Source organism: Paenibacillus sp. P4_A7 (genome assembly GCF_056402455.1).
Genome location: NZ_JBFUHJ010000040.1, coordinates 1 through 23,052, shown reverse-complemented (window position 1 = coordinate 23,052; position 23,052 = coordinate 1). Strand labels below are relative to the sequence as shown.

General features: G+C 44.2%; 16 protein-coding genes. All 16 read right to left on the bottom strand.

What is annotated here, in order from left to right:
- Window positions 1-9: 9 nt before the first annotated feature.
- Window positions 10-1,980, bottom strand: coding sequence for a DNA topoisomerase IV subunit B (parE, locus tag AC1DWN_RS08715; protein ID WP_477558508.1), 1,971 nt, complete (start codon window positions 1,978-1,980; stop codon window positions 10-12).
- A gap of 46 nt (window positions 1,981-2,026) precedes the next feature.
- A complete protein-coding gene (locus AC1DWN_RS08710; protein ID WP_477558507.1) occupies window positions 2,027-3,013 on the bottom strand; it encodes an ABC transporter permease in 987 nt (328 codons plus the stop codon).
- Complete coding sequence (locus AC1DWN_RS08705; protein ID WP_477558506.1) at window positions 3,006-3,956, bottom strand: ABC transporter ATP-binding protein; 951 nt, start codon at window positions 3,954-3,956, stop codon at window positions 3,006-3,008. The genes AC1DWN_RS08710 and AC1DWN_RS08705 overlap by 8 nt, the downstream gene beginning before the upstream one ends.
- A 111-nt stretch (window positions 3,957-4,067) precedes the next feature.
- Complete coding sequence (locus AC1DWN_RS08700; protein ID WP_477558505.1) at window positions 4,068-4,892, bottom strand: GDSL-type esterase/lipase family protein; 825 nt, start codon at window positions 4,890-4,892, stop codon at window positions 4,068-4,070.
- A 1,688-nt stretch (window positions 4,893-6,580) separates the two neighbouring features.
- Window positions 6,581-6,859 (bottom strand): YqkE family protein, encoded by a 279-nt coding sequence (locus AC1DWN_RS08695; protein ID WP_477558504.1) that lies wholly within the window; start codon window positions 6,857-6,859, stop codon window positions 6,581-6,583.
- Between the two features lie 60 nt (window positions 6,860-6,919).
- On the bottom strand, window positions 6,920-8,101 hold the full coding sequence (gene purT, locus AC1DWN_RS08690) for a formate-dependent phosphoribosylglycinamide formyltransferase (protein ID WP_477558516.1): 1,182 nt from the start codon (window positions 8,099-8,101) through the stop codon (window positions 6,920-6,922).
- A 138-nt stretch (window positions 8,102-8,239) separates the two neighbouring features.
- Window positions 8,240-10,069, bottom strand: a complete 1,830-nt coding sequence (locus tag AC1DWN_RS08685) for an ABC transporter ATP-binding protein (protein ID WP_477558503.1) — start codon at window positions 10,067-10,069, stop codon at window positions 8,240-8,242.
- A complete protein-coding gene (locus tag AC1DWN_RS08680; protein WP_477558502.1) occupies window positions 10,069-11,856 on the bottom strand; it encodes an ABC transporter ATP-binding protein in 1,788 nt (595 codons plus the stop codon). The genes AC1DWN_RS08685 and AC1DWN_RS08680 overlap by 1 nt, the downstream gene beginning before the upstream one ends.
- Window positions 11,857-12,151: 295 nt before the next feature.
- On the bottom strand, window positions 12,152-15,856 hold the full coding sequence (locus AC1DWN_RS08675; protein WP_477558501.1) for a dynamin family protein: 3,705 nt from the start codon (window positions 15,854-15,856) through the stop codon (window positions 12,152-12,154).
- 11 nt (window positions 15,857-15,867) lie between these two features.
- Complete coding sequence (locus AC1DWN_RS08670) at window positions 15,868-16,140, bottom strand: NAD/NADP transhydrogenase alpha subunit (RefSeq protein ID WP_477558500.1); 273 nt, start codon at window positions 16,138-16,140, stop codon at window positions 15,868-15,870.
- A gap of 5 nt (window positions 16,141-16,145) precedes the next feature.
- Window positions 16,146-16,841, bottom strand: a complete 696-nt coding sequence (nth, locus tag AC1DWN_RS08665) for an endonuclease III (RefSeq protein ID WP_477558499.1) — start codon at window positions 16,839-16,841, stop codon at window positions 16,146-16,148.
- Between the two features lie 140 nt (window positions 16,842-16,981).
- Window positions 16,982-19,474, bottom strand: a complete 2,493-nt coding sequence (locus AC1DWN_RS08660; protein WP_477558498.1) for an S-layer homology domain-containing protein — start codon at window positions 19,472-19,474, stop codon at window positions 16,982-16,984.
- 55 nt (window positions 19,475-19,529) lie between these two features.
- Window positions 19,530-20,078 (bottom strand): GerMN domain-containing protein, encoded by a 549-nt coding sequence (locus AC1DWN_RS08655; protein ID WP_477558497.1) that lies wholly within the window; start codon window positions 20,076-20,078, stop codon window positions 19,530-19,532.
- A gap of 19 nt (window positions 20,079-20,097) precedes the next feature.
- Window positions 20,098-21,531 (bottom strand): N-acetylmuramoyl-L-alanine amidase, encoded by a 1,434-nt coding sequence (locus AC1DWN_RS08650; RefSeq protein ID WP_477558496.1) that lies wholly within the window; start codon window positions 21,529-21,531, stop codon window positions 20,098-20,100.
- Between the two features lie 353 nt (window positions 21,532-21,884).
- Window positions 21,885-22,484, bottom strand: a complete 600-nt coding sequence (gene leuD / locus AC1DWN_RS08645) for a 3-isopropylmalate dehydratase small subunit (RefSeq protein WP_477558495.1) — start codon at window positions 22,482-22,484, stop codon at window positions 21,885-21,887.
- 28 nt (window positions 22,485-22,512) lie between these two features.
- The coding region (locus AC1DWN_RS08640; RefSeq protein WP_477558494.1) for an aconitase family protein at window positions 22,513-23,052 on the bottom strand (540 nt) is incomplete at its 5' end.

The window sequence follows — 23,052 nt, the reverse complement described above, 5'->3', positions numbered from 1 at the left end:
GAATTCCCCCTATTCCTCATATTCCATAAAGTCGACATTCTCGACAATCCACCGTTTACGCGGATCGACCTTATCTCCCATGAGCGTCGATACTCTGCGTTCAGCTTTCGCTGCATCCTCGATTTGAACCTGTAAAAAAATTCGTGTTTCTGGATTCATAGTTGTCTCCCAAAGCTGTTCGGGATTCATCTCACCCAGTCCTTTATAACGTTGAAGCTCATAGTTTTTACCGAATTCCTTCAAATAGTTTTGAAGCTGCTCATCCGTAAAAGCGTAACGGAACGTTTCCAGCTTACCGGACTTTCGAGAAATTTTGTACAATGGCGGTTGAGCAATAAAGACTCTGCCCGAGTCTATTAGCGGCTTCATATAACGATAGAAGAAAGTTAAAAGAAGTACCTGAATATGCGCTCCGTCTGTATCCGCATCGGTCATGATGACAATTTTATTATAATTGCATTCCTCAGCAACGAACTCTGGCCCTACTCCCGCTCCAATTGCTGAGATGATGGCTTTATATTCGTCGTTTTTCAGTATATCGGCAAGCTTGGCCTTCTCAGGATTCATTGGCTTACCCTTAAGCGGTAAAATAGCTTGATATTTAGAATCTCTGCCTTGTTTCGCTGAGCCGCCGGCCGAATCACCTTCCACAATAAATAGCTCTGTGCGGGTAGTGTCCTTTGACTGAGCTGGCGTGAGCTTGCCATTCAGATTAGAACTCTCACTCTTCTTCTTGCCGCTGCGAATTTCTTCACGAGCTTTGCGAGCTGCCTCACGCGCTTTTGAAGCCTGAAGTGATTTCTTCAGGAGCATTTGCGCCACCTGTGGATTCTCCTCCAAAAACACTTGCATTTTCTCCGTAACAATCGCATCAACCGTACTGCGCGCAGACGCGCTTCCGAGCTGATCCTTCGTTTGTCCAACGAATTCAACCTCAGACATTTTTATATTAATAACGACCATCATGCCTTCACGCAAATCATTGCCTTCAAGGTTTTTATCCTTTTCCTTGAGCATAGCCGCTTTGCGTGCATAGTCATTCATTACGCGTGTGTAAGCTGTCTTAAAGCCGGTCTCGTGCGTACCGCCTCCGCGTGTAGGAATCGAGTTAACGAAAGAGGCAATCGTCTCGGTGTAGCCGTCATTGTACTGTAATGCGACTTCAACCTCAATATCTTCCCGATCGCCAGTAAAATGAATTACGTCATGCAGTACGGTTTTGTCATCATTCAAAAATTGAACGAATTGACGCGCTCCGCCCTCATAATGGAATATGTCGTGCTTGCCGCTGCGATCATCTTTAATTGACACTTTAAGCCCGGAATTCAAAAATGCTATTTCCTGAAGCCGCTCTGCCAACGTATCGTAGCTTAAATTTGTACCGCTTTGGAACACGCGAGCATCCGGCTTAAAAGTAACCTTTGTTCCTGTACGGTTTGTTGTACCGATAATTTCAAGTCCGCGCACAGGCTCACCTACATGCTCCTTGCCTGCTTCATCAATCCAATATTCGAAACGTTGTCTATGAATTTTACCTTCGCGGTAAATATCCACTTCCAGCCATTCTGACAACGCATTGGTTACAGATGCCCCAACGCCGTGCAAGCCGCCGGATTTCTTGTATCCCCCGCCGCCAAATTTACCGCCAGCATGTAAAATTGTAAATACAACCTGCGGGGTTGGTATTCCGGTCTTATGCATGCCGGTAGGTATCCCCCGACCATTATCATGAACCGTTACGGCTCCGTTCTTATGCAGCATAACTTCGATGGCTGTACAAAACTTTGCCAAATGCTCATCCACCGCATTATCGACAATTTCCCACACTAAATGATGCAAACCTGAGCTGCTTGTGCTACCTATGTACATGCCCGGTCTTTTGCGTACTGCAGTTAATCCTTCAAGTACTTGTATATCATCGGCCTCATAATTTCGGTCTGTAGCCGCTGAATTTGCTAAAAAATCGATTTGCTCTGACATGAGCGCCCCCCAATCTGTGTTCACGTTTCCCTATCTTCAAGCTATTTTAATTCAAGATGTCCTGTTTCGTAAAGACACCAAAGGAAACGACCAGCGCGCCAGTCCCCCAAACCGCTAGTACAGCAAGGGAAAAAGGTAATGACATTCCTTCAATCGGCGGTGGCGATCCGTCCAAATAGCTGGTCAATTTCAGGTTTACCGCAAACAAATACTTAACGCTTGTCCAAGAAGAAGACATTCCTGACAATATAGTTCCTGTAATAACGACAGCCATCATCGTCACCATGCTGGCAGCTGTACTTCTAACAAGAACGGATACCATAAAGGCAAGAAGCGCAATAATTATGGCCGCATACCATGCTAAGCCCGATTGCATTATAACATAAAACCATTGCGGAACCGAATGTACGTTCGAGCTGTCGAAAGTTGCGCCTGTAATTCGAAACCCGGTAAAGACCGGAATGGACCATCCTTCGTAACCAAAATATAAGCCAGAAATGATATAACATAGCAGCACCGTAGACATGATGGTCAGTGAGACATATAAGCAAAGCGCAATCAGCTTGCTTAGTAATATTTTCCACCGTCTAATTGGTCTTGTCAGCAGCATCTTAATCGTACCGGATGATCGTTCCCCTGAAACCATATCTGATCCAAGCGCCAGTACAAGCAAAGGAATAAACAAAGTTACGGCATTGTCTAGAAAACTGCGTGTAAAGGTTACTCCGTTCGGTTCATTCGGATTCACATCATGGTCCAAATAATATTGCAGCTGCTGAACAGCTATGCGCCTGCTTCGTTTCCATTCCTCAGGAATGCGATCGCTTGATAGCGTATTTTCCAAATCAGTTATTTGCTGCAGCACCTGATTGCGCCAATCTGCAAATTTGACCGCATTGTTCTGATAGACCTTCAGCTCTGCATAACAAAATATCGGAATAAGCGCTGCTAATAGGAGAATAATAACAAAAAAACGCTTCTTTTTCCAAATTTTTAGCATTTCATTTTGGATGAGTGGCAATATTTTAATCAAATGCTTCACCCTCCGTCATCGTTAGAAACAATTCTTCCAGTGTAGGCGCTACTTGTTGCACGGATAAAACACCGATTTGAAATTCGACAAGCTGCTTCACGATTTTAGGAATATGGTCCACAGGCATCACTGTGATTATAACGTCAGGCTTCCCAACTAATAAGATTTCGTCCAATTGGTTCGCGTTGCGTTCAAGTATTTCAATTTCTTGATTTGAAGCAAGCAGCTGACTGCCTAAGATGGTCTGGTCAAGTTCCCATATTACATATCCACTTGAATCCTTAATTAAATCGGCTACCTTTCCCTCTGCAAGTAACCTTCCACTGTTAATAATCGCCACTCGATCGCACATCAGTTGTATTTCACTAAGTAAGTGGCTCGAAATGAAAATGCAGAGACCTTCATCTGCCAGCTGTCTTACAAACTCCCTTAGCTCCTTAATGCCCTTTGGATCAAGCCCATTTGTCGGCTCATCGAGTATAAGTAGACTTGGCTTGCCCAGCAAAGCTTGTCCGATTCCAAGACGCTGCCGCATGCCAAGCGAATATGTTCTTACCTTTTCGTGTATGCGATCTTCAAGCCCTACGATACGTACAACCTCGTGAATGCGGGCTGTATCTGTCCCTTCCAGCATCCGGGCAAAATATTCAAGATTTTCCCATCCCGTCAAATACGTATAAACCTCTGGGTTTTCTACTATACAACCAACATGTCGAAGCGCCTTCTCAGGCTCTTTCTGCACATGATTACCACATATCCGAACCTCACCTGACGTCGGTTTTATGAGATCCACGAGCATACGAATCGTCGTTGTTTTGCCTGAGCCATTCGGACCAAGGAAGCCGAATATTTCGCCTGCTCTTACTTCAAAGCTGATCTCATGAATGATGGTTTTCCCTCTTATCTTCTTGTGCAATCGGCTGACTGTAAGAACATTTTCCATATAAGTTTCCTCGCTTCCGAACTAACTTAAACAGTTCAAACTAATTTAAACAAACCAAACTAATTCAAGGATTTGATAATTCAGTCTAGTTCAAAGATTCCATGATTAAAACTATTTTAAGGATTCCAAAATCCGTGCAGCTATACGCTCATAGCCCTGTTGATTGGGATGAAAATGATCGGGAGACAAATAGTCAGTAATTTCCCCCTCAAACAGATCAAAGGTGGGAGTCATCATCATGTTGGGATAGGTGTGAAGTATGGCATACGCCTCTTTATTCCATTGCTGTACGTCAAGACTTCCGTTTCTGAGCACTTCAATATCATAAAAAGGATTGTATAACCCAATGTAAACGATTTGGGCATTTTTATTGATGATATTCAGCTCAGTTATCACTTCTTTAAAGCGATCTAATGCCTCTGGAAGCTCCTTCGTTATACTCGATATAGTCGAAGCGGTAAGCTTCTTTCCAGCATTTTTGGCACGTGCAGATTGAAACAAATCGTTTCCGCCGATTGTAAGCAAAACTAAATTAGCCTGCTTAATCGCGTATTTAAAACCATTGTCATTGTGCAAACGATCAGCAAGTTCATCTGCTTGCATGCCATTAATAGCCAAATTATTTAATACTCGCACGGGCTTGCTCAGTTCAGTGTGTAGACCTTTTGCAACCTTCTTCACATAGCCTTCCCCTGTAGCATCTCCCGTTCCTTTCGTAAGTGAATCACCCAATGCAACAATTTGGATTTCTGAAGCGTTCTTCAGCGTACCCACATCAGGCTTAATCACATCCTCCGCCTTCTCTGTATGATCCATCTGGTTCAAATCAGGGAGAAGCATATCTTTAACCGCCCAGCCGAATCCCAGCAATAACACTGCAGTCGCGAATATCGAAACAATCATCAAACCATTCCAAAATGTACGGGAATTGTTCATCAGCATGCCTCCCCACCTAGCAGCAGTCTTCGTACCGCTAAAATAATTGATGTTAGCATGTTTTGCAGATTGATGGAATTTATGTATCGGCCACTAAAATAGCTGATTATACATACTGAACTACAACATATTTGAACCCGGAACAACACCATATACGATTCAAAACAATAGACCATACTTGTTGTCCTTGAATGCGGACATAGGATCCTCTTTTTTGCAGAAATATGACTATTTCAGGTGATTACGGACATCAGTTGCGTTATTTGCATGAAAAAGGCCGAATATTCACCCACCCAAGCACAATAGCGTACCTCAAGTCCGTTAGCATCCTCTTTTGGCATAATAATTCACAAATAACGGATCTAATGTCCGTTAGCTAATCTTTGTTTAGAAAAAATAGAACTGGCGGATTTTTAGATGCATGCAGGTAAATGTGGTTGAATGCAGACGTAAACTGTGTTTTAATCATATGATGTGTTCGAGGTCTAGCCTTTTTTTATTTATTCTTTATAAAGAGGGATTATTATGAGTGGAAATGAACGTGTGAATTGTATGAAATGCCAATATTATTATGTTACTTGGGACCCTCAAGCCCCAAAAGGTTGCAAAGCATTTGGTTTTAAAACAAATACAATGCCAAGTCTTGCTGTCTTTAACTCATCCGGTAAGCCTTGCATGAATTTCGAGCTCAAACAAAAGCCTCAACAGTAACCATAAATGCACTTTCTCAAATACATCTTTCAATAAATATGATTGACTATGAATGAATTGTAGACTCATCCTAAAGATCAGCGTTGACAGAAAGTGAGACAAGCTAATCCACTCCTAAAACAAAGAAATGTACAGTACTCTTCTACTCAGATCAGTTCTCTGTTCTGCTCTCTGTTCCTTATTGCTTTGCTCTATTCTCTGCTTTGCTCTCTATTCTGCTCTGTTCAATCTGTTCTGCTTTATTCTGTTCAGTACTGCACTATCTGTTCATTACTGTTTTGCTTTGTTCTCTTCTATTCTGTTATTTCATCTTTTCTTCTTTTGTAGTATTTGACTGTGTTTTATACAATCAAATCCACTTGATATACGTTATTTTTGTCCCAGCCTGTATTTCATACAGGCTAATCGGCTGTTTAGCAGATAAAGTGCTTCTAACGACCTATTTGATTGTATATATCCATTCAAATCATTTAAACATGGAAATTTAAGTCGTTTGAATGTACAATATCCATTCTAATCCCCACTTAGCTCTTACATGGGTTGAAATAGAATGATGGTAAGGATGCCTTGCGCCGTCTGTATAGGGTTTTGCAATCTAAAACCAATTTTTATATTGAGCCTAATTAGCCTAACTACATAACGCAAGCTTAACTGAAACATGAACTCAAACATAAACACAAACTCGTGACATTAACTCAAACATGAATACAAACACGAACTTATATACGAACTTAAACACATTAACTCAAACATGAACATAAAACGAACTCATACACACTAACTCAAACTTGAACTGAACTTACTCACTTACTTTACTTGCATACTTGTTTACTTTCTTATTTGCTTATTTCCTTATTTGCTTACTAAATTGAAACTAATTAAAACTAAATAAGTTACACAAAAACGGACATCCAAGATTATTTGGATGTCCGTACTTTATCCCATTATATGTGAAACATACTATTTTTGAGGGTGACTTACTTATGCTTGGACCAGCTTGGATCACTGTTATCCAGTAGATAGGAAAAGTCATTCTCCAATCGCTTTTGTTCCTGCTTCTTCTTATCCTCTTCTTGCTTGCGAAGCTCTTCCTTACGCGTCGCTTCCTCTTGCTTCATTTCGTCAGCTTTAGCCTTAAGTTTACTTACAATATCCGCGCTTAATAGCTCATTCAGCAAGACAGGATTATTCTGCTCAGGCTTCGCAGAGGATTTAGCTGCGGATGCTGCAGCGGCTTGCTTCCGTTTTTTACCCATTTTTTATTCCTCCAAACTATACTCGATTGAAATAAAGATCGTTTTATGTCGATTTAGTGTTTACTCATTGTATTCAACATACAGAGCTTCAGCTGCTATTCGAGCTGTTTCACGTGCTTGCTCTACGTTTGCTGCAGAACTAAGCGCAACCGCCATCCTACGACCCGCTTTCGTCTCAGGCTTACCGAATACTCGAATCTGTGTGTTAGGCACAGATAGCGCTTGCTCTATGCCGCCAATGCGAAAGTTCTGATGATCTCTGTCCGCTTTCAAAGTATGTGAGGCACCAGGCGTAAGCAGACGTATGGTTGGAATCGGAAAACCTAGTATAGCACGAACATGAAGCGCAAATTCCGATAAATCCTGCGTCGCCATCGTAACCATACCCGTATCATGCGGACGAGGCGAAACTTCACTAAACAGCACACCCTCGTTCGTAATAAACAGCTCTACACCGTATAAACCGTAACCGCCCAGTTCCTCCGTGATTTGCAGCGCAATAGCTTCAGCTTGCGCAATTTGCTGTTCGGTCATATCATGCGGCTGCCAGGATTCGATATAATCTCCGTCCTTCTGCACATGGCCAATCGGCGCACAGTAGCTGGTACCAGATACGGAACGAACCGTTAAAAGCGTAATTTCTGACTCGAATGTTACGAACCCTTCGACTATAATTCTCGCCTTCTTCGCTCGTCCACCTTCCATAGCGTAGTTCCAGCAAGCTTCAATCTCCGCTTCGGACCGACAAACACTTTGGCCTTTGCCGGATGAGCTCATAATCGGTTTAATGACACAAGGAAAACCAAGCTCTGTTGCAGCTTGTTGCAATTCCTCTTGCGTATCTGCAAAACGATAAGGAGCCGTGGGCAAGCCTAATGTTTCAGCCGCTAATCGACGAATTCCTTCACGGTCCATTGTGAGGCGTGCGGCTCTTGCAGTAGGAATGACCTGATGACCTTCCTGCTCCAGCTCAAGCAGCGTTTCTGTCGCGATTGCTTCAATTTCCGGCACGATAAGATCCGGACGTTCCTTCTCGATAATACGGCGAATAGCTGCACCGTCAAGCATATCAGCAACATAGCTGCGGTGAGCTACCTGCATGGCAGGCGCGTTTTCATAGCGGTCGACTGCTATCGTCTCAACGCCTAATCTTTGAGCTTCAAGCACAACCTCTTTACCAAGTTCACCTGAGCCTAATAGTAATATTTTGCGAGCATGATGAGTTAATGGTGATCCATACATAACAAAAAGAACCTCCTGGAAGCAAGCCGTATCGTTGTTCAATGCCAAGATTGGCGAGAATAATCGAATCGGTTCGTTTTTTTCTTCCATTGTGGAGGTTCCCTAAGCAAAAATCAACTATTTTTAAAAATTAGACAGTTATAAAAAGCGGTATTGCGCTTCAATCAGACCATTATATACACCTTTGTGAGCAATCAATGATTCATGACTACCCTGCTCGACAATTACCCCATGGTCAAGCACAATGATTTCATCTGCATGACGAATCGTTGACAAACGGTGTGCGATCATAAATGACGTACGTCCAGCCAGCAATACTTTTAACGCTTCTTGAATTTTGAGTTCGGTTTCCGTATCAATACTCGCTGTCGCTTCATCCAAGATCAGAATTTGCGGATCAGCCAGCAAAGCGCGGGCGAACGATAATAGCTGACGTTGACCCATAGAGAGGATGTTGCCTCGCTCCTCAACCTGTGTATTGTAACCATCCGGCAAGCCCATAATGTACTCATGCGCGGAAACAGCTTGCGCTGCTTTTACAACTTCTTCATCTGTAGCATCCAGCTTTCCATAACGTATATTGTCACGAATCGATCCCGAGAAAATAAAAGTGTCCTGCATGACTAGGCCAACCTGCGAGCGCAGACTTTCCATCGTAACATCGCGAATATCGATTCCATCAATCAATACGCGGCCTTCAACTGGATCATAAAACCGGCAAAGCAGATTAATGATCGTACTTTTACCCGATCCCGTATGACCAACGAGCGCAATGGATTGACCGGCTTTCACATCAATGGTAATACCTTTCAGCGCGGGCCTGCCTTTTTCATATTCAAAAACGATCGAATCAAACTTTACATCGCCTTTAATTGACGGCAACGCCTTTGCTGTTGTTATTTCCCCAACGGTCGGCTCTTCATCGATAAATTCGAAAATCCGTTCCGATGACGCCATAGCAATTAATAGTTGGGAATACATTTGTCCCAAACGGTTAATAGGGTCCCAGAAGTTGCTCATATAGTTCGCATAACCGATGAGCAAACCGATGGTAATAAATTCATTCTGAATCAAATAAGCACCGTACCAGAACAATATAAACGTCCCGATCGCTGAAGTCACCTCAATAACCGGACCAAATGCTTGATTGAGAGCCGATGCTTTATTCCATGACTTGAGGTTATCCTTATTCATTTGATTGAAAAAGCCCATATTATCTTTTTCTTGCACATAAGCTTGTGTAACCTTCATCCCTTGAATACTTTCATTTAAGTGAGCATTAATTCGGGATTGCTTCATCCGAACTTCCTGCCAAGCAAAACGAATACGTTTCCGTAAAGTCGTCGAGACTAGGAACATGAGCGGTACAGTAATCATAACGGCGATACCAAGATTGAAATTCCATACGAGTAAAATAATGACGATACCGAACAACTGAACGCAGTCCATAAGCAGATTGACTACTCCGTTTGTGAACAGGTCCTGCAAAGCATTTACGTCATTCGTAACACGCACGAGCACAGAGCCTGCCGGCCGTTTATCGTAGAACCGGAAAGAAAGTTTCTGAATATGCTGGAACAAGTGGTTACGCAAATCGTAAATAACTTTTTGACCAATAACATTCGTATGCTTGATTCGATACGCATTGGACGCCCACTGTATAATATATAATACGAGCATAATTGCAGCGATGATCAGCAGTTTAGGTATGCTGGTCTCTCCATTTGCAGGATTAATCGCTTCATCAATCGCCAATATAATTAGCGCCGGGTTCCCAAGCCGAGTTAACGTTCCAAGAATCATCATAAAGATGACTGGCATGAGTTCCTTCTTATATGGCAGCATATACGTGAATAAACGGCGAAGCTGCCCCCAGTTAAATGGCTTTTCAATCATCTCATCGTCTTGGTATATGAACCGTTCGTTTTTATTATTTGCTTTTGCTTTGACTTTCGCACTGGTACTCATTATGAGGTACTTCCTTTCCGATCAGCCGCTTGCACTGTTGCTGTTGCGTCGTTAAGCGGGTAATCAGCATATTGAATGTTATAGGTATCTCGGTAAGGTCCTTTTTGCTGAATTAACTCAGCATGGGTGCCGCGCTGTACAATGAGGCCTTTATCCAAAACAATAATTTCGTCGGCATGCCGCAGGGAAGAGATCCGGTGCGCAATAATAAACGTTGTGCGGCCAGCCATAAGCTCTTTAAAGCCCGCTTGAATTTCATGCTCCGTTTCCATATCTACTGCGCTTGTCGCATCGTCCAAAACAAGAATACGCGGGTTTTTGATCAATGCTCTTGCAATGGCAATCCGCTGCTTCTGGCCGCCAGACAAGCCCATCCCTCTTTCCCCAACGATCGTGTCATAACCTAGCGGAAGTTCCATAATGAATTCATGTGCCTTGGAAAGCTTTGCAGCATCATGAATTTGTTCTTCCGTTACATCACGAACACCAAAAGCGATATTGTCGCGAATGGAAGCCGAGAACAGGAAGGTTTCCTGGAACACTGGCGCAATGAGACTACGAAGACTTTGGACATCCAAATCGCGAATATCAATGCCATCCAACTTAATGCTGCCTTCCTTTACATTGTAAGCTCGCATAAGCAGTTGAATGATCGTTGACTTACCTGATCCGGTAGCACCCAGCATCCCGATCACTGAACCTGCAGGCGCGTCCAAATTAATATTAGTGAGCGCTGGCGAACTGTCCGGATAGCTAAACGTTACTTTGTCGAATTGGACATGGCCCTTCGACGTTTTCGCACTCACCTCGACAGCATCCTCTGTATTTTTCACATGCACATATTCATTAAGAAGACCGAGCACCCGTTCACCGGAAGCTTTGAACTGCGTGTAGTTATTAATTTGAAAGCCTAAGCCCCACATCGGACCGATAATAAACCAAATCAAGCTGAAAAAGGCAACGAATTCACCCAACTGCAAGGAACCGTTAATAACGAGAATACCGCCAGCAACTAGTAAAATAACAGCGCTTAAGTTGGCTGTAAGTTCCATAACCGGAAAAAACTTAGCCCAGATTTTCGCAGCACCGACTTGATTATTTTGATAAGCATCGCTGCGCACCGAAAACTTAGTTACTTCATGCGATTCACGAGCAAAAGATTTGACCGTACGCACGCCTGTAATATTTTCTTGAACGGCAGTTGTCAAATTACTCATCGCTTGACGCATTTCACGAAACGCCGGATGAATGTTACGCTCGAAGCGCATCGCTAGAAAGCCTAGTACTGGAATAGTGACTAACGTAAGTAAAGTCAACTGCCAATGAATCGACATCATCATCGCTCCGCCGAACACGATCATAAGCACCATGTTTAAAATTTGGGCAAATCCAAAACCGATAAAGTTTCGCAGCGCTTCCAAATCCGCGGTCAGACGTGACATCAAATCTCCTGTTTTCGCTTTATCATAGTACTGGTATGACAATGATTGCAGCTTATCGTACAACGTATTACGCATGTTAAATGCAACAATGTTCCCAAGCCTTCCACCAAAAAATCCATGTAAAAACTGCATACAGGCTTTAAGCGTAACGATTCCTACAACAGTGAAAGACAGTGCCGGCACTAACTCGAATTTCTTGGGTGTAATCACATCATCAATCAGGTACCGAAGCAAATTCGGATACACAATTCCGAGCGCTGTCGCGCACATTAAGCAAAATATGGATAAGAACAGAAGCTTACGTTCCGACCAATAAAATGCTTTCAATTGCCTTAACACGTCCACGTACAAACATCTCCCCAAATCTTTTTTATAAGTATGAAGTGAATATTATCAGCATCGGTTAAGAGGAGCAAACTGTATAAATATTCATATATGAGACTAATCTCCCTTATTAAGCCGATACGGAAAGGAGATAGCATCATTACTCCTAATTGGTGCTAAATGTGACATATATGTTCCAATTACTCCATTTTTGCATAAGAACACACAAAATAAAAAAATGCTTTCACAGAACGCTAGGCGCGCTGCAAAAGCATTCAGCTATAAATGCGATTATATGCTCGTCAATTACTAAAATTTAGAGATTAATCAACTGATTATAAAGTTTTTTTAGTTCTCCCGAATTTGCGTTGCCCGTAAGCGAGCTGCTCTTTCCATCCACGTAAGCAAGCATATCGTTTAACAGCCGATCTGCTGCCTGATCAGCCGCTGAATCCCAAATTTGCTCATATATCGCTGTCCATAGATTGGTCTGGTCTGTCATCCAGCCGTTCAATGACGGTGCGAGAGCAGCGTCGAGATCTTTGCGAAGTATGCCTTTACCTTCACCCTCAAAGAACTGACGAGGTGATTTGAAGCGGCTCCAGAGCCATTTCGCATCAATGTTATCCGCTTCCCATGCTGCTGGCTCTTCCGGTGTCTGCAAATCGATAGCTGCATAAGGAACAGCATTATACGATGCTATTGCAGATTCAAGGCGCTGAGCGCAGCTGTTATACTGCTTTTGCAATTGTGTATGAAGACCCCGCTCCATGCGCAGTGACGTAGCGAGAAGCTCTTGTAGGAGCTCCTGCTGGACAAGCCGTTGCAGCTCCAGCCAAGAGGTCCAAATCGTTTTGCGCAAATCTCGGCCGTCATCCTGCAGAGATGCTGGATTGAAGGCAAAATTATAAAACTCGCCAAATCGATATTGGATCCGTTGAACAACATAATAAAGCAGTTCGCTTAGTTCTTGCTTCAGTTGCTCCGTAAAGGCGCTAGACTTAAACTCTTCAATATCTTTACGACCCTCATTAGAAGCCAGCAGCAGCGCTCTTAGCTCCGCCTCTTTCGAAGCGGCGTCTCCCTCAGCGCTTTTCAGCCATCCAGCTACTGTAGAAGCTGCACGCTGTAGATCCTGCTCAGCAGCATCTATTGCTAGCCTGCCAAGATCATTCTGAATAAAGGATAGGAAGGATTGCTCAAATGCATCAATGCCTGAACGTTTCTTCAGCTCCGCATCGCCTGTCAGCTTACCGTCAAGAGCCTGCAAGCTGGAGATAGGGAATAGACGAGGTTTACGAATCGCGTGTTGCAGCAAATTGGTTTCAACATGATTGAGTACACCTTCCAGCTCCTCTTGATCGGCCGCTAAATCGGCGGCGTTAACGAGGAAAAACATTTTATCCAGCTCAAACTGATCCTTCACACGGCCAAGCTGCATGAGAAACTGTCTATCAGCCTGTGAAAAGGCATGGTTGTAATAGGTTACAAACAATACCGCATCGGCGTTTTTAATATAGTTAAAGGCTACTCCTGTATGTCTAGCATTTACGGAATCTGCGCCTGGTGTATCTACCAGCACAATGCCCTGTGCCGTTAAGTCGCAATCGTAATGCAGGTCGATCTCGCTCACGAAGCATGAACGTGACTCTTCTGCTACGTAACGCTCATATTCGGCCTGATCAACGGATAGGTGCTGGCCAAGCAGCGACTCATGCTCTGCCCAGCCTGCGCGAGCTGCGCGCAGGAAGCTGAAGTGCGGGCGGCCGCCAGCGCCAATTGAATCCGGCGTAAGACGGTCAATCGCCCGCATAAGCGCTGTCGCGTCCGGCAAGTGATCGGACGAGGCGTTCTCTCCGAGCAGCGCTAAGGAATAGCGCAGGTCATCCAAGATGTCGGCGCGTGATTTCATGACGATGCGCGCTGTGCCATGACCGTGCTCCGCCGTAGGGGGCACGAGGCGGTTGATCGCCGCGGTAGTCGGATTCGGGGAGACGGGTAATACCGGCTCTCCGATCAGCGCGTTCGCGAGCGATGATTTGCCGGCGCTGAAGGCGCCGAACAACGCGATGGTGAATCGGCTGTCCTGCAGCCGCTTTGCCTTGTCGCGCATCGCTTGCGCAGCAGCGGCCAGAGCCGCGTGCGGAGCCAGCAGCTCCGCAGCGCTGGCTAAGCGCGCTGCCGCGCTGTGCTGCTGCGCGAGCGCTGCTCCGCCAGCGAGCTTGCTGCGCTCGGCGCGCGTAGCGCCAGCGCGGCCAGCATGCTGCGCAGCCGCGCCCGCTTCGCTCGGTGCGGCATCTGCCGCCGCACCAACAAGTGCGCTGGCTGCGCCAGCCTCAGCGGCTCCTGCCGCCGCAGCCGCCGCTGCAAGGGCCGCAGCCCCGCCAGCTGCGCTCGGCGCTGGCAAAGCCGGCCTTGCCGGTGCCTCCGGCAGCGCCGCCGCTAGCTGCGCCGCATGCGCAGCCGCGCGCTCCGCTTGCGCGGCAAGCGCACCAAGTGCGCCAGCCTGCGCGCGAAGCGCCGCCAGCTGTGCCTGTGCTTCCACTGCGGCTGCTGCGCTGGCCGCAGCTGCATGCGCCGCCAGCGCATCGATCAGCTCAAGCGCTCGCTTGCGATATTCACCCTTCACATCCGCGGCTAGGTCGCGGCTGTACGTCATCGTATATTCATTTCCGATGACGGCTCCAGTTTTCACACGTTCTACGAGCCATGCAGGCTCCGGCAACCACGTCAACTGCTGTGCGAGCTGTGCTTCCAGCTCCTCGCTGTCATAGCCGATACGCTCTGCTGCGCTGCGCAGCAGATGCTTCACATGCCAATCAATAGAAGCGCTGATTAAGCTGTTCAGCTCCTCGCGGAACGCGTTTAAGCGGCGATCTTGTTCGGCAGCTGTCTTCGCACCTGCAAATAGCAGCCCTGCTTTAAAACCAGCCTTGCGACTCTCGAGAAACGATTGCGCTAAGTCACGTAATCCGGCTGGCGTTATATTCGCGTTATCGAGTAAAGATTGAAGCTCCTTGCGCAGTTCACCCCGATAAACCTCAGTATCTTCTTCTAGCTTTCTAATATGTGATGCCAAACGATTCATTTCATCCGTTACTAGAGCAGCCGCCTCTTCACCACCGGCTTCATCCAGTAATCGATCACGTTCAGGCTCATCCTGCTGCTCGGCCCACTTCAAATGTCCTGAAACCAAATGGCGCAGTGAAGCATCTACACTGTATGCGCAGAGAGGTTTACGAAGCTGCTGAAGCTTATCCAGCAGCTCAAGCAGTTGCTCCCATTCCTGATGAGGATGCTCAGGCTCCCGTAAAGACAAATAAACGATCCCTGCAGGCTCTAAGTGCCACGCATGAAACGCATCTTCCACGCTTTGACGATAGCTTGCAAAAGATAACTCGCGGTCACGATGTTTATCAATTTGATTAACGATAAAGTATAAGGGCTTACCCCAATCCTTCAACTGCTTCGCAAATGAGAAGTTGATTTCGGATTGGACATGATTATAGTCCATTACATAAAACACAACATCAGCAAGATGAAGTGCCGATTCTGTAGCCATACGATGCGCATCATCTGTTGAATCAATGCCTGGCGTATCTAACAGCACGGTATGATTGCCAAGAACCTCGCTTGGATACACGATAGAAACAGACGTGAATTGTTCGCCATCTACACAATAACGATCTAACTCGTCAATAGGTACTTCAGCATGAGAGACGACTCCATTTTTGATCGTTTCAACTGCCGCATAAGCTCTATCGCCTCCGCGAATTGAAACAACGTTAGCGCTTGTTGGAATCGGACTCGAAGGAAGCAGCTTTGCACCGCATAGCCGATTTATCAATGTTGATTTTCCAGCAGAAAAATGTCCACAAAAAGCAACAGTAAGCCGACCTTCGGTCAGCTTACTGTCTAGCTCCTGTGCTTGCTTTGCATGTTTATGATCTCCAGCAGCCGACATTGCGCCAGCTGCGTCGAATATAGCCCCTGCTATGCTTTGCACTGTCAATTCTGTCATCTTGCTTCTCCTTAAACGGCTTCCTCTTCATCTGCAGGCAAGCAAATTTCAAAAACATTGCCATGCTGCAAAATCATGATTTTACGTTCTTTATCTCTCATAACAACTACCTCTGGTTTAACACGCATACGCTCGATGTATTGATCAGGCACTTCACCGGATCCACTAACTGTAATACCATCCACTACTATATCCTCATTCTCTTGTGGTGGTGACTCAAGCACTTGCTCATAGATATCGGAAAAAAGTTCAAAATTGTTTGTATACACGGAAATACAGTTCATGTTCATCATCCTTTATTGGCTATTTTCTTCTTTGTACTCTTATTTTTTGTTTTATTGCCTGTCTTCATACGTTCTTTTCCTTCTTTGCACAAATCAAGCAGCGGACAAATGGGACACTGCGGGCTTTGTGCCTTACAATGGTAGCGACCGAAAAATATGAGTCTATGGTGTGTTAAAGTCCATTCCTCACGTGGAACAAGCTTCATTAGCTTCTTCTCAACCTCAAGCACAGTATCGTCAGGCTTTGCGAAGCCTAACCGCTTGGATACACGATCAACATGTGTATCAACCGCGATTGCCGGAACGCCGAATGCATTGGACATCACCACATTCGCTGTTTTTCGGCCTACGCCAGGCAATTCAGTTAACCCCTCGTGACTCGCAGGCACTTCTCCGTCATATTTATCAATGACTATGCGGCATAGCTTTTGAATATTAGACGCTTTGCTTCGGAACAATCCAATGCGGCGAATATCCTGTTCAAGCTCTTCGAGTGGAACCTCTAAATAATGCTCCGGTCGTTTATATTTTTCAAATAACGAAGCCGTCACCTTATTAACCGTTTCATCCGTACATTGCGCAGACAACAATACTGCTATCGTAAGCTCGAACGGATTACTGTGGTTCAGCTCGCAATGCGCATCTGGAAACATGTCAGCCATAGTGTCCAGTACCTGACGCATTTTCTGTTTCGCAATCATCGTCCTCTCCCCTAATCAAACACTATCGTTCAAAGTGTAGCGAAATTTGTCACGCTTCGCAACCGTTATCAAGCACATTCCAAAAAAAAACTGCCCAAAAGGGCAGTTTTTTCACAAAATATAGATATCTGGCTCCAACTTTACAGCTTTACGATTTCAATTGCTTTGTTCTTAAAGCCATAAATGATAATATTGTCACCTGATTTTAACTGAGTCACCACGATCGGATTTCCTTTATACGTATATTTGGTATCGGCTGTCACCGTGAAAAAATAACGGTTATCCGTACCTGACGTTTGCACGGTTTGTATTTGACTGTCTTTCGAGTAATAGCCGGAAAATACCCGAGTTTCAGGTATAGCAATTGAAATGGTCGTCTTGTTTGTACCTGATTGCAGCACCTCAACATAATCCCCGACTGTAAGGAGATTTGTAGTCGAGCTTTGTGCTGAACCTTTAATAATATCAAAGCCTTGGCCGCCTGAGTACGTAACCGTTTTTCCAGACAAATCCTTTATTGTGACGCTATTCTCTGCAACGGTTAGAACCTTCCCGTAAGTTACCGCTACAACTTGAACGTTAGTTGCTTGTTTACCGACATAGGAAGCATTAACCATCGTTCCAGGTGTAAATTGATTAAGTGTTAATTTAGTACCTAATATACTTAAAAGCTCTGCACCTGACACCGATAAATCAAATGCCGGAGTTGTAGAGTTTTTCAGACGAAGCTTACTGGTTGCCGTATCAAACGATACGACCTCATACTGGGCATTTTTATGAAGGCTTATGGTGGCTACTTTATCTTGCTTGTCGTTCAATTGTAACGTCAGCATATCACCTGTTTTCAAATCGCTAACAGATGAAGTTGTTGCCCCAGCAATATCAACGTAAGCCGTATTATACGGCAAAGAAATATTAGTCCCGCCATTTAGCTTGACAGTGATTAGATTGCCATACGTATTAATTGAAACTAATGTACCTGTATATTTAGTTAAAAACTCCAGTGAAACGATTGTGTTCCCTGTATAAGAAATGATTACTTTCCGATCAGTTGTTAAGAAGCTTAAGGCTGAAGAAAGAGGAATGACACTGCCTCCATATTCAATCTTAGTTCTGTCATTAAAGAACAAGGCTTGAGGTGCTGCGCCGCTATCATCAACAATAGTAAGCAGCTTTTTATCGTTGGAATATGTAACGATTTGAGCTCCTGCTATTTGCTTCACATTACGATTTGTAACTTTAACCTTAGTCACTTGATCCGTTGCGTTCAGCGTTAATTCAACCTGATCCGCGTCTTTAAGAAGATCCGAAATCGTTGCCACTTTCATGCCTTCAATCTCAACTGTTACGTCATTAGCAAAAAATTTCGATATTAATGCAGTGCCATCGCTGATTGTAATCGTTTTTTTATCTGCATTGTAGAAGCTGCCCTTAACTGAGGTTACTGGTGCTTCAACCGCGCCCACTATTTTAATAGCATGAGGTGACTCTCTGAACGTATCCTGCACGACACTAACTTGACTGTCCGCTTTAAGAGCACTTAGAAGAAGTGGATTACCAGCTTCATCGACGACAACAACGGAGTCATCATAATAAACAACAACTGGATCATTGCCAACCCATACATAAAGCTTCTTATCTTCAGGCACTACACGGCCCAGCTTACCAGTAATCGTCTTCGTATACTCACTCTCACGATTTTCGCTCATTATTTCCACGTACAATGCTCTGCCTTCTTTTGAAATAACTGTTACATCACCGTATTTATAAAGCTGATCGAGTGTGATCGGAACCTCTGTTTTATAATGATAAAATAATGTTGACGAATCAATTGAATATGTCGTTTCTTTCTTATCGCTATAAACGGTAATAGCGTTATCCGTAATCTTTGAAACAACTCCGCTAGACTGCCCTTCATACATAACTGGGAACAGTGCCTCTGCACGGCTGAATAAAGTGGCAAGCTGAGCCCGGTTCACATTTGCTTTAGGAGCAAACTTTACATCCGTCACACCTTTGACAAGCTCCAATTCGGATGCTGCATTAACATAGCCATTGTACAAAGGGTCAATCTCATTCGCATCATCAAAAGTAGAGATAGAATCCTGTAATCGATCCGCATCTGCTTCTTTGCCAATTGCAAGGATCATGAGCTTCGTTACCCATTCACGAGAAGCCGGACGTTTCCCCCATGCTTTGCTTGGATCTTTGGCTGCTAAAGCGTACTCCTCCGTTTGATCCAACAAGCCTTCTGAGAAAGCGAGTTTAACATAGGGCTTGAAAAAATTACTAACAACAAAAGATTCCGGAAACCCGATAATTGCATTCAGATCCGCTTTCTTCTCTAAACCAGCAAATCGCAGCGCCATAAGCACTGCTTCTTCCTGCGTTACGCTTTGCGTAGGAAGAAATACGAAGGAATCTCCTTTTGGATAACCTGTTATAATTCCTTGGAGAGCAAGCTTAGCGACATGTTTCTCAGCCCAATGACCTTTATTTATATCCGTAAAAGGCGTTGACAGTGCTGTTGTAGCTGCACTAGAAATAGTTGGAGCCACAACGCCACTCCCTGTAATTAACGATAACGCCAATGCACCGATTATTAATTTATTTTTTGTTAAATAAAAAGGCATACGTCCTATTCCTCCTAAAGTATCATCTCGCAAACTATCATTCTAGCTTTTACGGTTATTCTTTCGTATAAGGATGCTCAAGCTCCACATGTCCCATTAAAGTTTCAACGGCAGCACCGTCTACCAAAAGCTCAATAGATTGGACAAAGTCAAATTGAAAAAGAGTTTGCTTCATCGTTTCAATAACAAGTGATTCACCTGGTGCACCCAAACGAGCTTCGTCCGGTAAATGAATATCGATTGTAACAAGGCCGTTTTCCAGTTTAACTGAATTGATTGGAATGGCTTTCCATAACGAGACTTCGTTTTCAATTCCATCCTTTTGCAGCTCATTCAATGTAGTTTTAACAATTTCCAATTCCGGTTCATCTTCTAAAAATAATAGCTTCACTTTTCGCTCAACGGATTTTGTCAGTTCAGTATCCGCTGCATAAATAGCGACTTCACGCTCCACTTTAATTTCTTTACTTTCATCTGCCGGAGGAGTTGGTTGTTCGATGACGTTTCCCGGTTGTTCACGTGGCTTATCCTGAGCACCACACCCAGCAAGCGCTGCAGATAAAATAATGACAGCAAGAAGCCCTCGTGCGTTGAAGTTTTTCATTACTCTGAACACCTGCTTTCTAATTCACTTTTAAGTATTCTTTAATTCCTGCAACAAGCTCTGCGGCAATACGATTTTGAGAGGCATCATCATAGAGCATTTTTGCATCTGACGTATTGGTAAGAAATCCTGCTTCTAAAAGCACAGCTGGCATTGTCGTTTCTTTAATTACTTTATACGCTGCTGTTTTCACGCCACGGTCTTTAATTCCAGTAGCAGCGATCAACCGTTTATGCATGACTTGTGCAAACGCTTTGCTGTTTTCACGATAATAATAGGTTTCAGCACCTGTTACTGAGCTGGCAGCACTATTTCCATGAATAGAAACAAATAAATCTGCCTTGAGTTTTTCTGTAAAAGCAACGCGATCCCCTAAGGATGGATAGGTATCCCCAGTTCTCGTAAAATGAGCTTTTATTTTAGGCTCCTTTTCAAGTAAAGCCTTCATCTTTAAAACAATGCTCAACGTAAATTCTTTCTCCCATTTATTCAATATACTTTTAGCGCCAGGATCTGATCCTCCGTGTCCTGCATCAATCACGATATTAAATACTTTATCGCTAACAGGCGGAATAACCGGATCTATTGGGTTTGGCACTTCAGGGTCTACTGGCAAATTAGGATCAATTGGAACCTCATTTATCGGCATCAATTTTATCTGAATTAGACCCTCGCTCTCCGTAATGACATAACCGGTATCCTTAGCTGCTTCTAAGACGAGCCGTGCTGTTGGAGGTGCGTCCTTAAATAAAGAATAACGATAGCGCTCTAAATAAGTATTCTCTGTTACCGTTGTACTTACCTGCCCATCTATGAACAACGCTGACAGGTCAGACGAAAAACCCGTTTCCGTAAAATCGAAGACAATGCGCGTGTCCAGGTAGAACGGTTTGCTAGATTTAACAACACCATCGTAATTAATGGATATCGTGTTTACACCGTCATACCCTACTGCAGTGATCACACCTGCTGGCGGCGTTGGTACAGCTGGATCCGGTGGTATTACTGGATCTGTAGGCTCTTGGTACATATGTACTTCCTTCTCAACATCCTTCCATTCAAACTTCAAACCAAATTGCTCGCCTACAAAACGGATAGGAACTATAGTAGTACCCGTTCCCTTTAGAATCGTAGCAGGGGCATCCATCTGAATAGGTTTGCCATTTACAACAGCAACACTGTTATTAATTTTCAGCTTGATTACATCAAGGCCACTATTGATTGTAACCGTTCTGTTAACATCGTCCCACTTGACTTCAAACCCTAAGCTTTCTGAAATAACCCGCACCGGAACAATAACTCGCTTATTGGTGATTTGCGGATTAACGCTAGAACTCAACAATTGTCCATTCAAAAAAAGTTTAGGGACGACGGCTGCTGCAGCTTGTCCTACTGATGCAAACATCGTGAAAAAAACCGACATTAACAACATAATGGATACAAATTTCTTCATTTCCCACCTCGATGACTGATATTGCCCGCATCGAATGAGCACATTCGACTTTACAGACTGCAAATATAGACGCAGCTTGTCAGAAAAAGTTGCGTTTCAAGGTGAAACGGCTATCGCCGTCCTTATGGCGGTGGCGCGTTTCATTCCGGAGAAATATAGAGAAAGTATGGAAAAATGATATACTTTCCTATATTTCAAGCGTAAACTGCTTTCGCCGTCTTTGGCGGAAAAGCAAAGTTTCGCGATGAATTATAAGCATGTTATAGGTGTGAAACTTATAAATTCTTATAATTTTAGGAAAAAAGAGGACTATTCCACCTTATCGGCGGAACAGCCCTCTTCCTTACGTTTTATTAGCCAAGACGAGCAGCGTGCTTTTGCTCATAAGCTGTAATCTTCTCTTCATGATGCAGTGTCAAGCCGATATCATCAAGCCCTTGCAGCAAAAACTGACGGCGATGTTCGTCAAGCTCGAAATTAATGCTAAGACCATGCTCATCTGTGAGCAGATTGTTTTCCAAATCAACATTCAGCTTGTAGCCATTATGCTTTGCCGTACGTTGGAAGATCTCTTCAACTAGCTCTTCGCTAAGTTTAATTGGCAAAATTCCGTTTTTGAAACAGTTATTGTAGAAAATATCCGCATAAGACGGAGCAATAATAACTTTGTACCCGTAGTCAAGAATCGCCCACGGAGCATGCTCACGTGAAGATCCGCATCCGAAGTTAGCGCGGGATACTAGTACAGAAGCTCCCTCATAACGTGGTTTGTTCGGCTCGAATTCTACGTTTACATCACCATTTTCATGAAAACGCCATTCGAAGAAAAGAAATTGACCGAAGCCGCTGCGCTCAATGCGTTTCAAAAATTGTTTAGGAATAATAGCGTCTGTGTCGACGTTGACCCGGTCGACCGGGGCGACGATGCCTGTCAGTTGTTTAAACGGTTCCATATCAGTTATACCCCTCTCTCACGTGCAATTAGTTCAACACTTCTGATTTAACTTCCCAATCACGTACATCTGTGAAGCGACCCATAATAGCTGCTGCTGCAGCCATTGCTGGAGAAACAAGATGAGTCCGTCCGCCGCGGCCTTGACGACCCTCAAAGTTACGGTTGGATGTCGATGCGCAGCGCTCGCCTGGCTTCAATACGTCAGGGTTCATTGCTAGACACATCGAGCAGCCTGCATCACGCCATTCAAAGCCTGCTTCGGAGAAGATTTTATCCAATCCCTCTTCTTCAGCTTGAATTTTTACACGACCAGAGCCTGGAACAACAATTGCCGTTACTCTATCGCTAACTGTGTAGCCTCTAGCAATTTCTGCTGCTGCTCGTAGATCTTCAATACGACCGTTTGTACAAGAACCGATAAATACATAATCGATAGCAATCTCATTCATCGGAGTACCTGGTTTCAAGTCCATATATTCTAGTGCCGCTTCTGCAGCTTTACGTTCGTTTTCTGTCGGAAGATCAGCTGGGAAAGGAACAGATGCTGTAATGTTAGTCCCCATACC

Bases quoted from the DNA above. Each gene is read 5' to 3' on its own strand.
- AC1DWN_RS08685 (WP_477558503.1), bottom strand. From the start codon at position 10,069: ATGAGTACCAGTGCGAAAGTCAAAGCAAAAGCAAATAATAAAAACGAA.
- AC1DWN_RS08700 (WP_477558505.1), bottom strand. From the start codon at position 4,892: ATGAACAATTCCCGTACATTTTGGAATGGTTTGATGATTGTTTCGATA.
- AC1DWN_RS08695 (WP_477558504.1), bottom strand. From the start codon at position 6,859: ATGGGTAAAAAACGGAAGCAAGCCGCTGCAGCATCCGCAGCTAAATCC.
- AC1DWN_RS08650 (WP_477558496.1), bottom strand. From the start codon at position 21,531: ATGAAGAAATTTGTATCCATTATGTTGTTAATGTCGGTTTTTTTCACG.
- AC1DWN_RS08705 (WP_477558506.1), bottom strand. From the start codon at position 3,956: ATGGAAAATGTTCTTACAGTCAGCCGATTGCACAAGAAGATAAGAGGG.
- AC1DWN_RS08660 (WP_477558498.1), bottom strand. From the start codon at position 19,474: ATGCCTTTTTATTTAACAAAAAATAAATTAATAATCGGTGCATTGGCG.
- AC1DWN_RS08655 (WP_477558497.1), bottom strand. From the start codon at position 20,078: ATGAAAAACTTCAACGCACGAGGGCTTCTTGCTGTCATTATTTTATCT.
- leuD (WP_477558495.1), bottom strand. From the start codon at position 22,484: ATGGAACCGTTTAAACAACTGACAGGCATCGTCGCCCCGGTCGACCGG.
- nth (WP_477558499.1), bottom strand. From the start codon at position 16,841: ATGATTGCGAAACAGAAAATGCGTCAGGTACTGGACACTATGGCTGAC.
- parE (WP_477558508.1), bottom strand. From the start codon at position 1,980: ATGTCAGAGCAAATCGATTTTTTAGCAAATTCAGCGGCTACAGACCGA.
- purT (WP_477558516.1), bottom strand. From the start codon at position 8,101: ATGTATGGATCACCATTAACTCATCATGCTCGCAAAATATTACTATTA.
- AC1DWN_RS08675 (WP_477558501.1), bottom strand. From the start codon at position 15,856: ATGACAGAATTGACAGTGCAAAGCATAGCAGGGGCTATATTCGACGCA.
- AC1DWN_RS08670 (WP_477558500.1), bottom strand. From the start codon at position 16,140: ATGAACTGTATTTCCGTGTATACAAACAATTTTGAACTTTTTTCCGAT.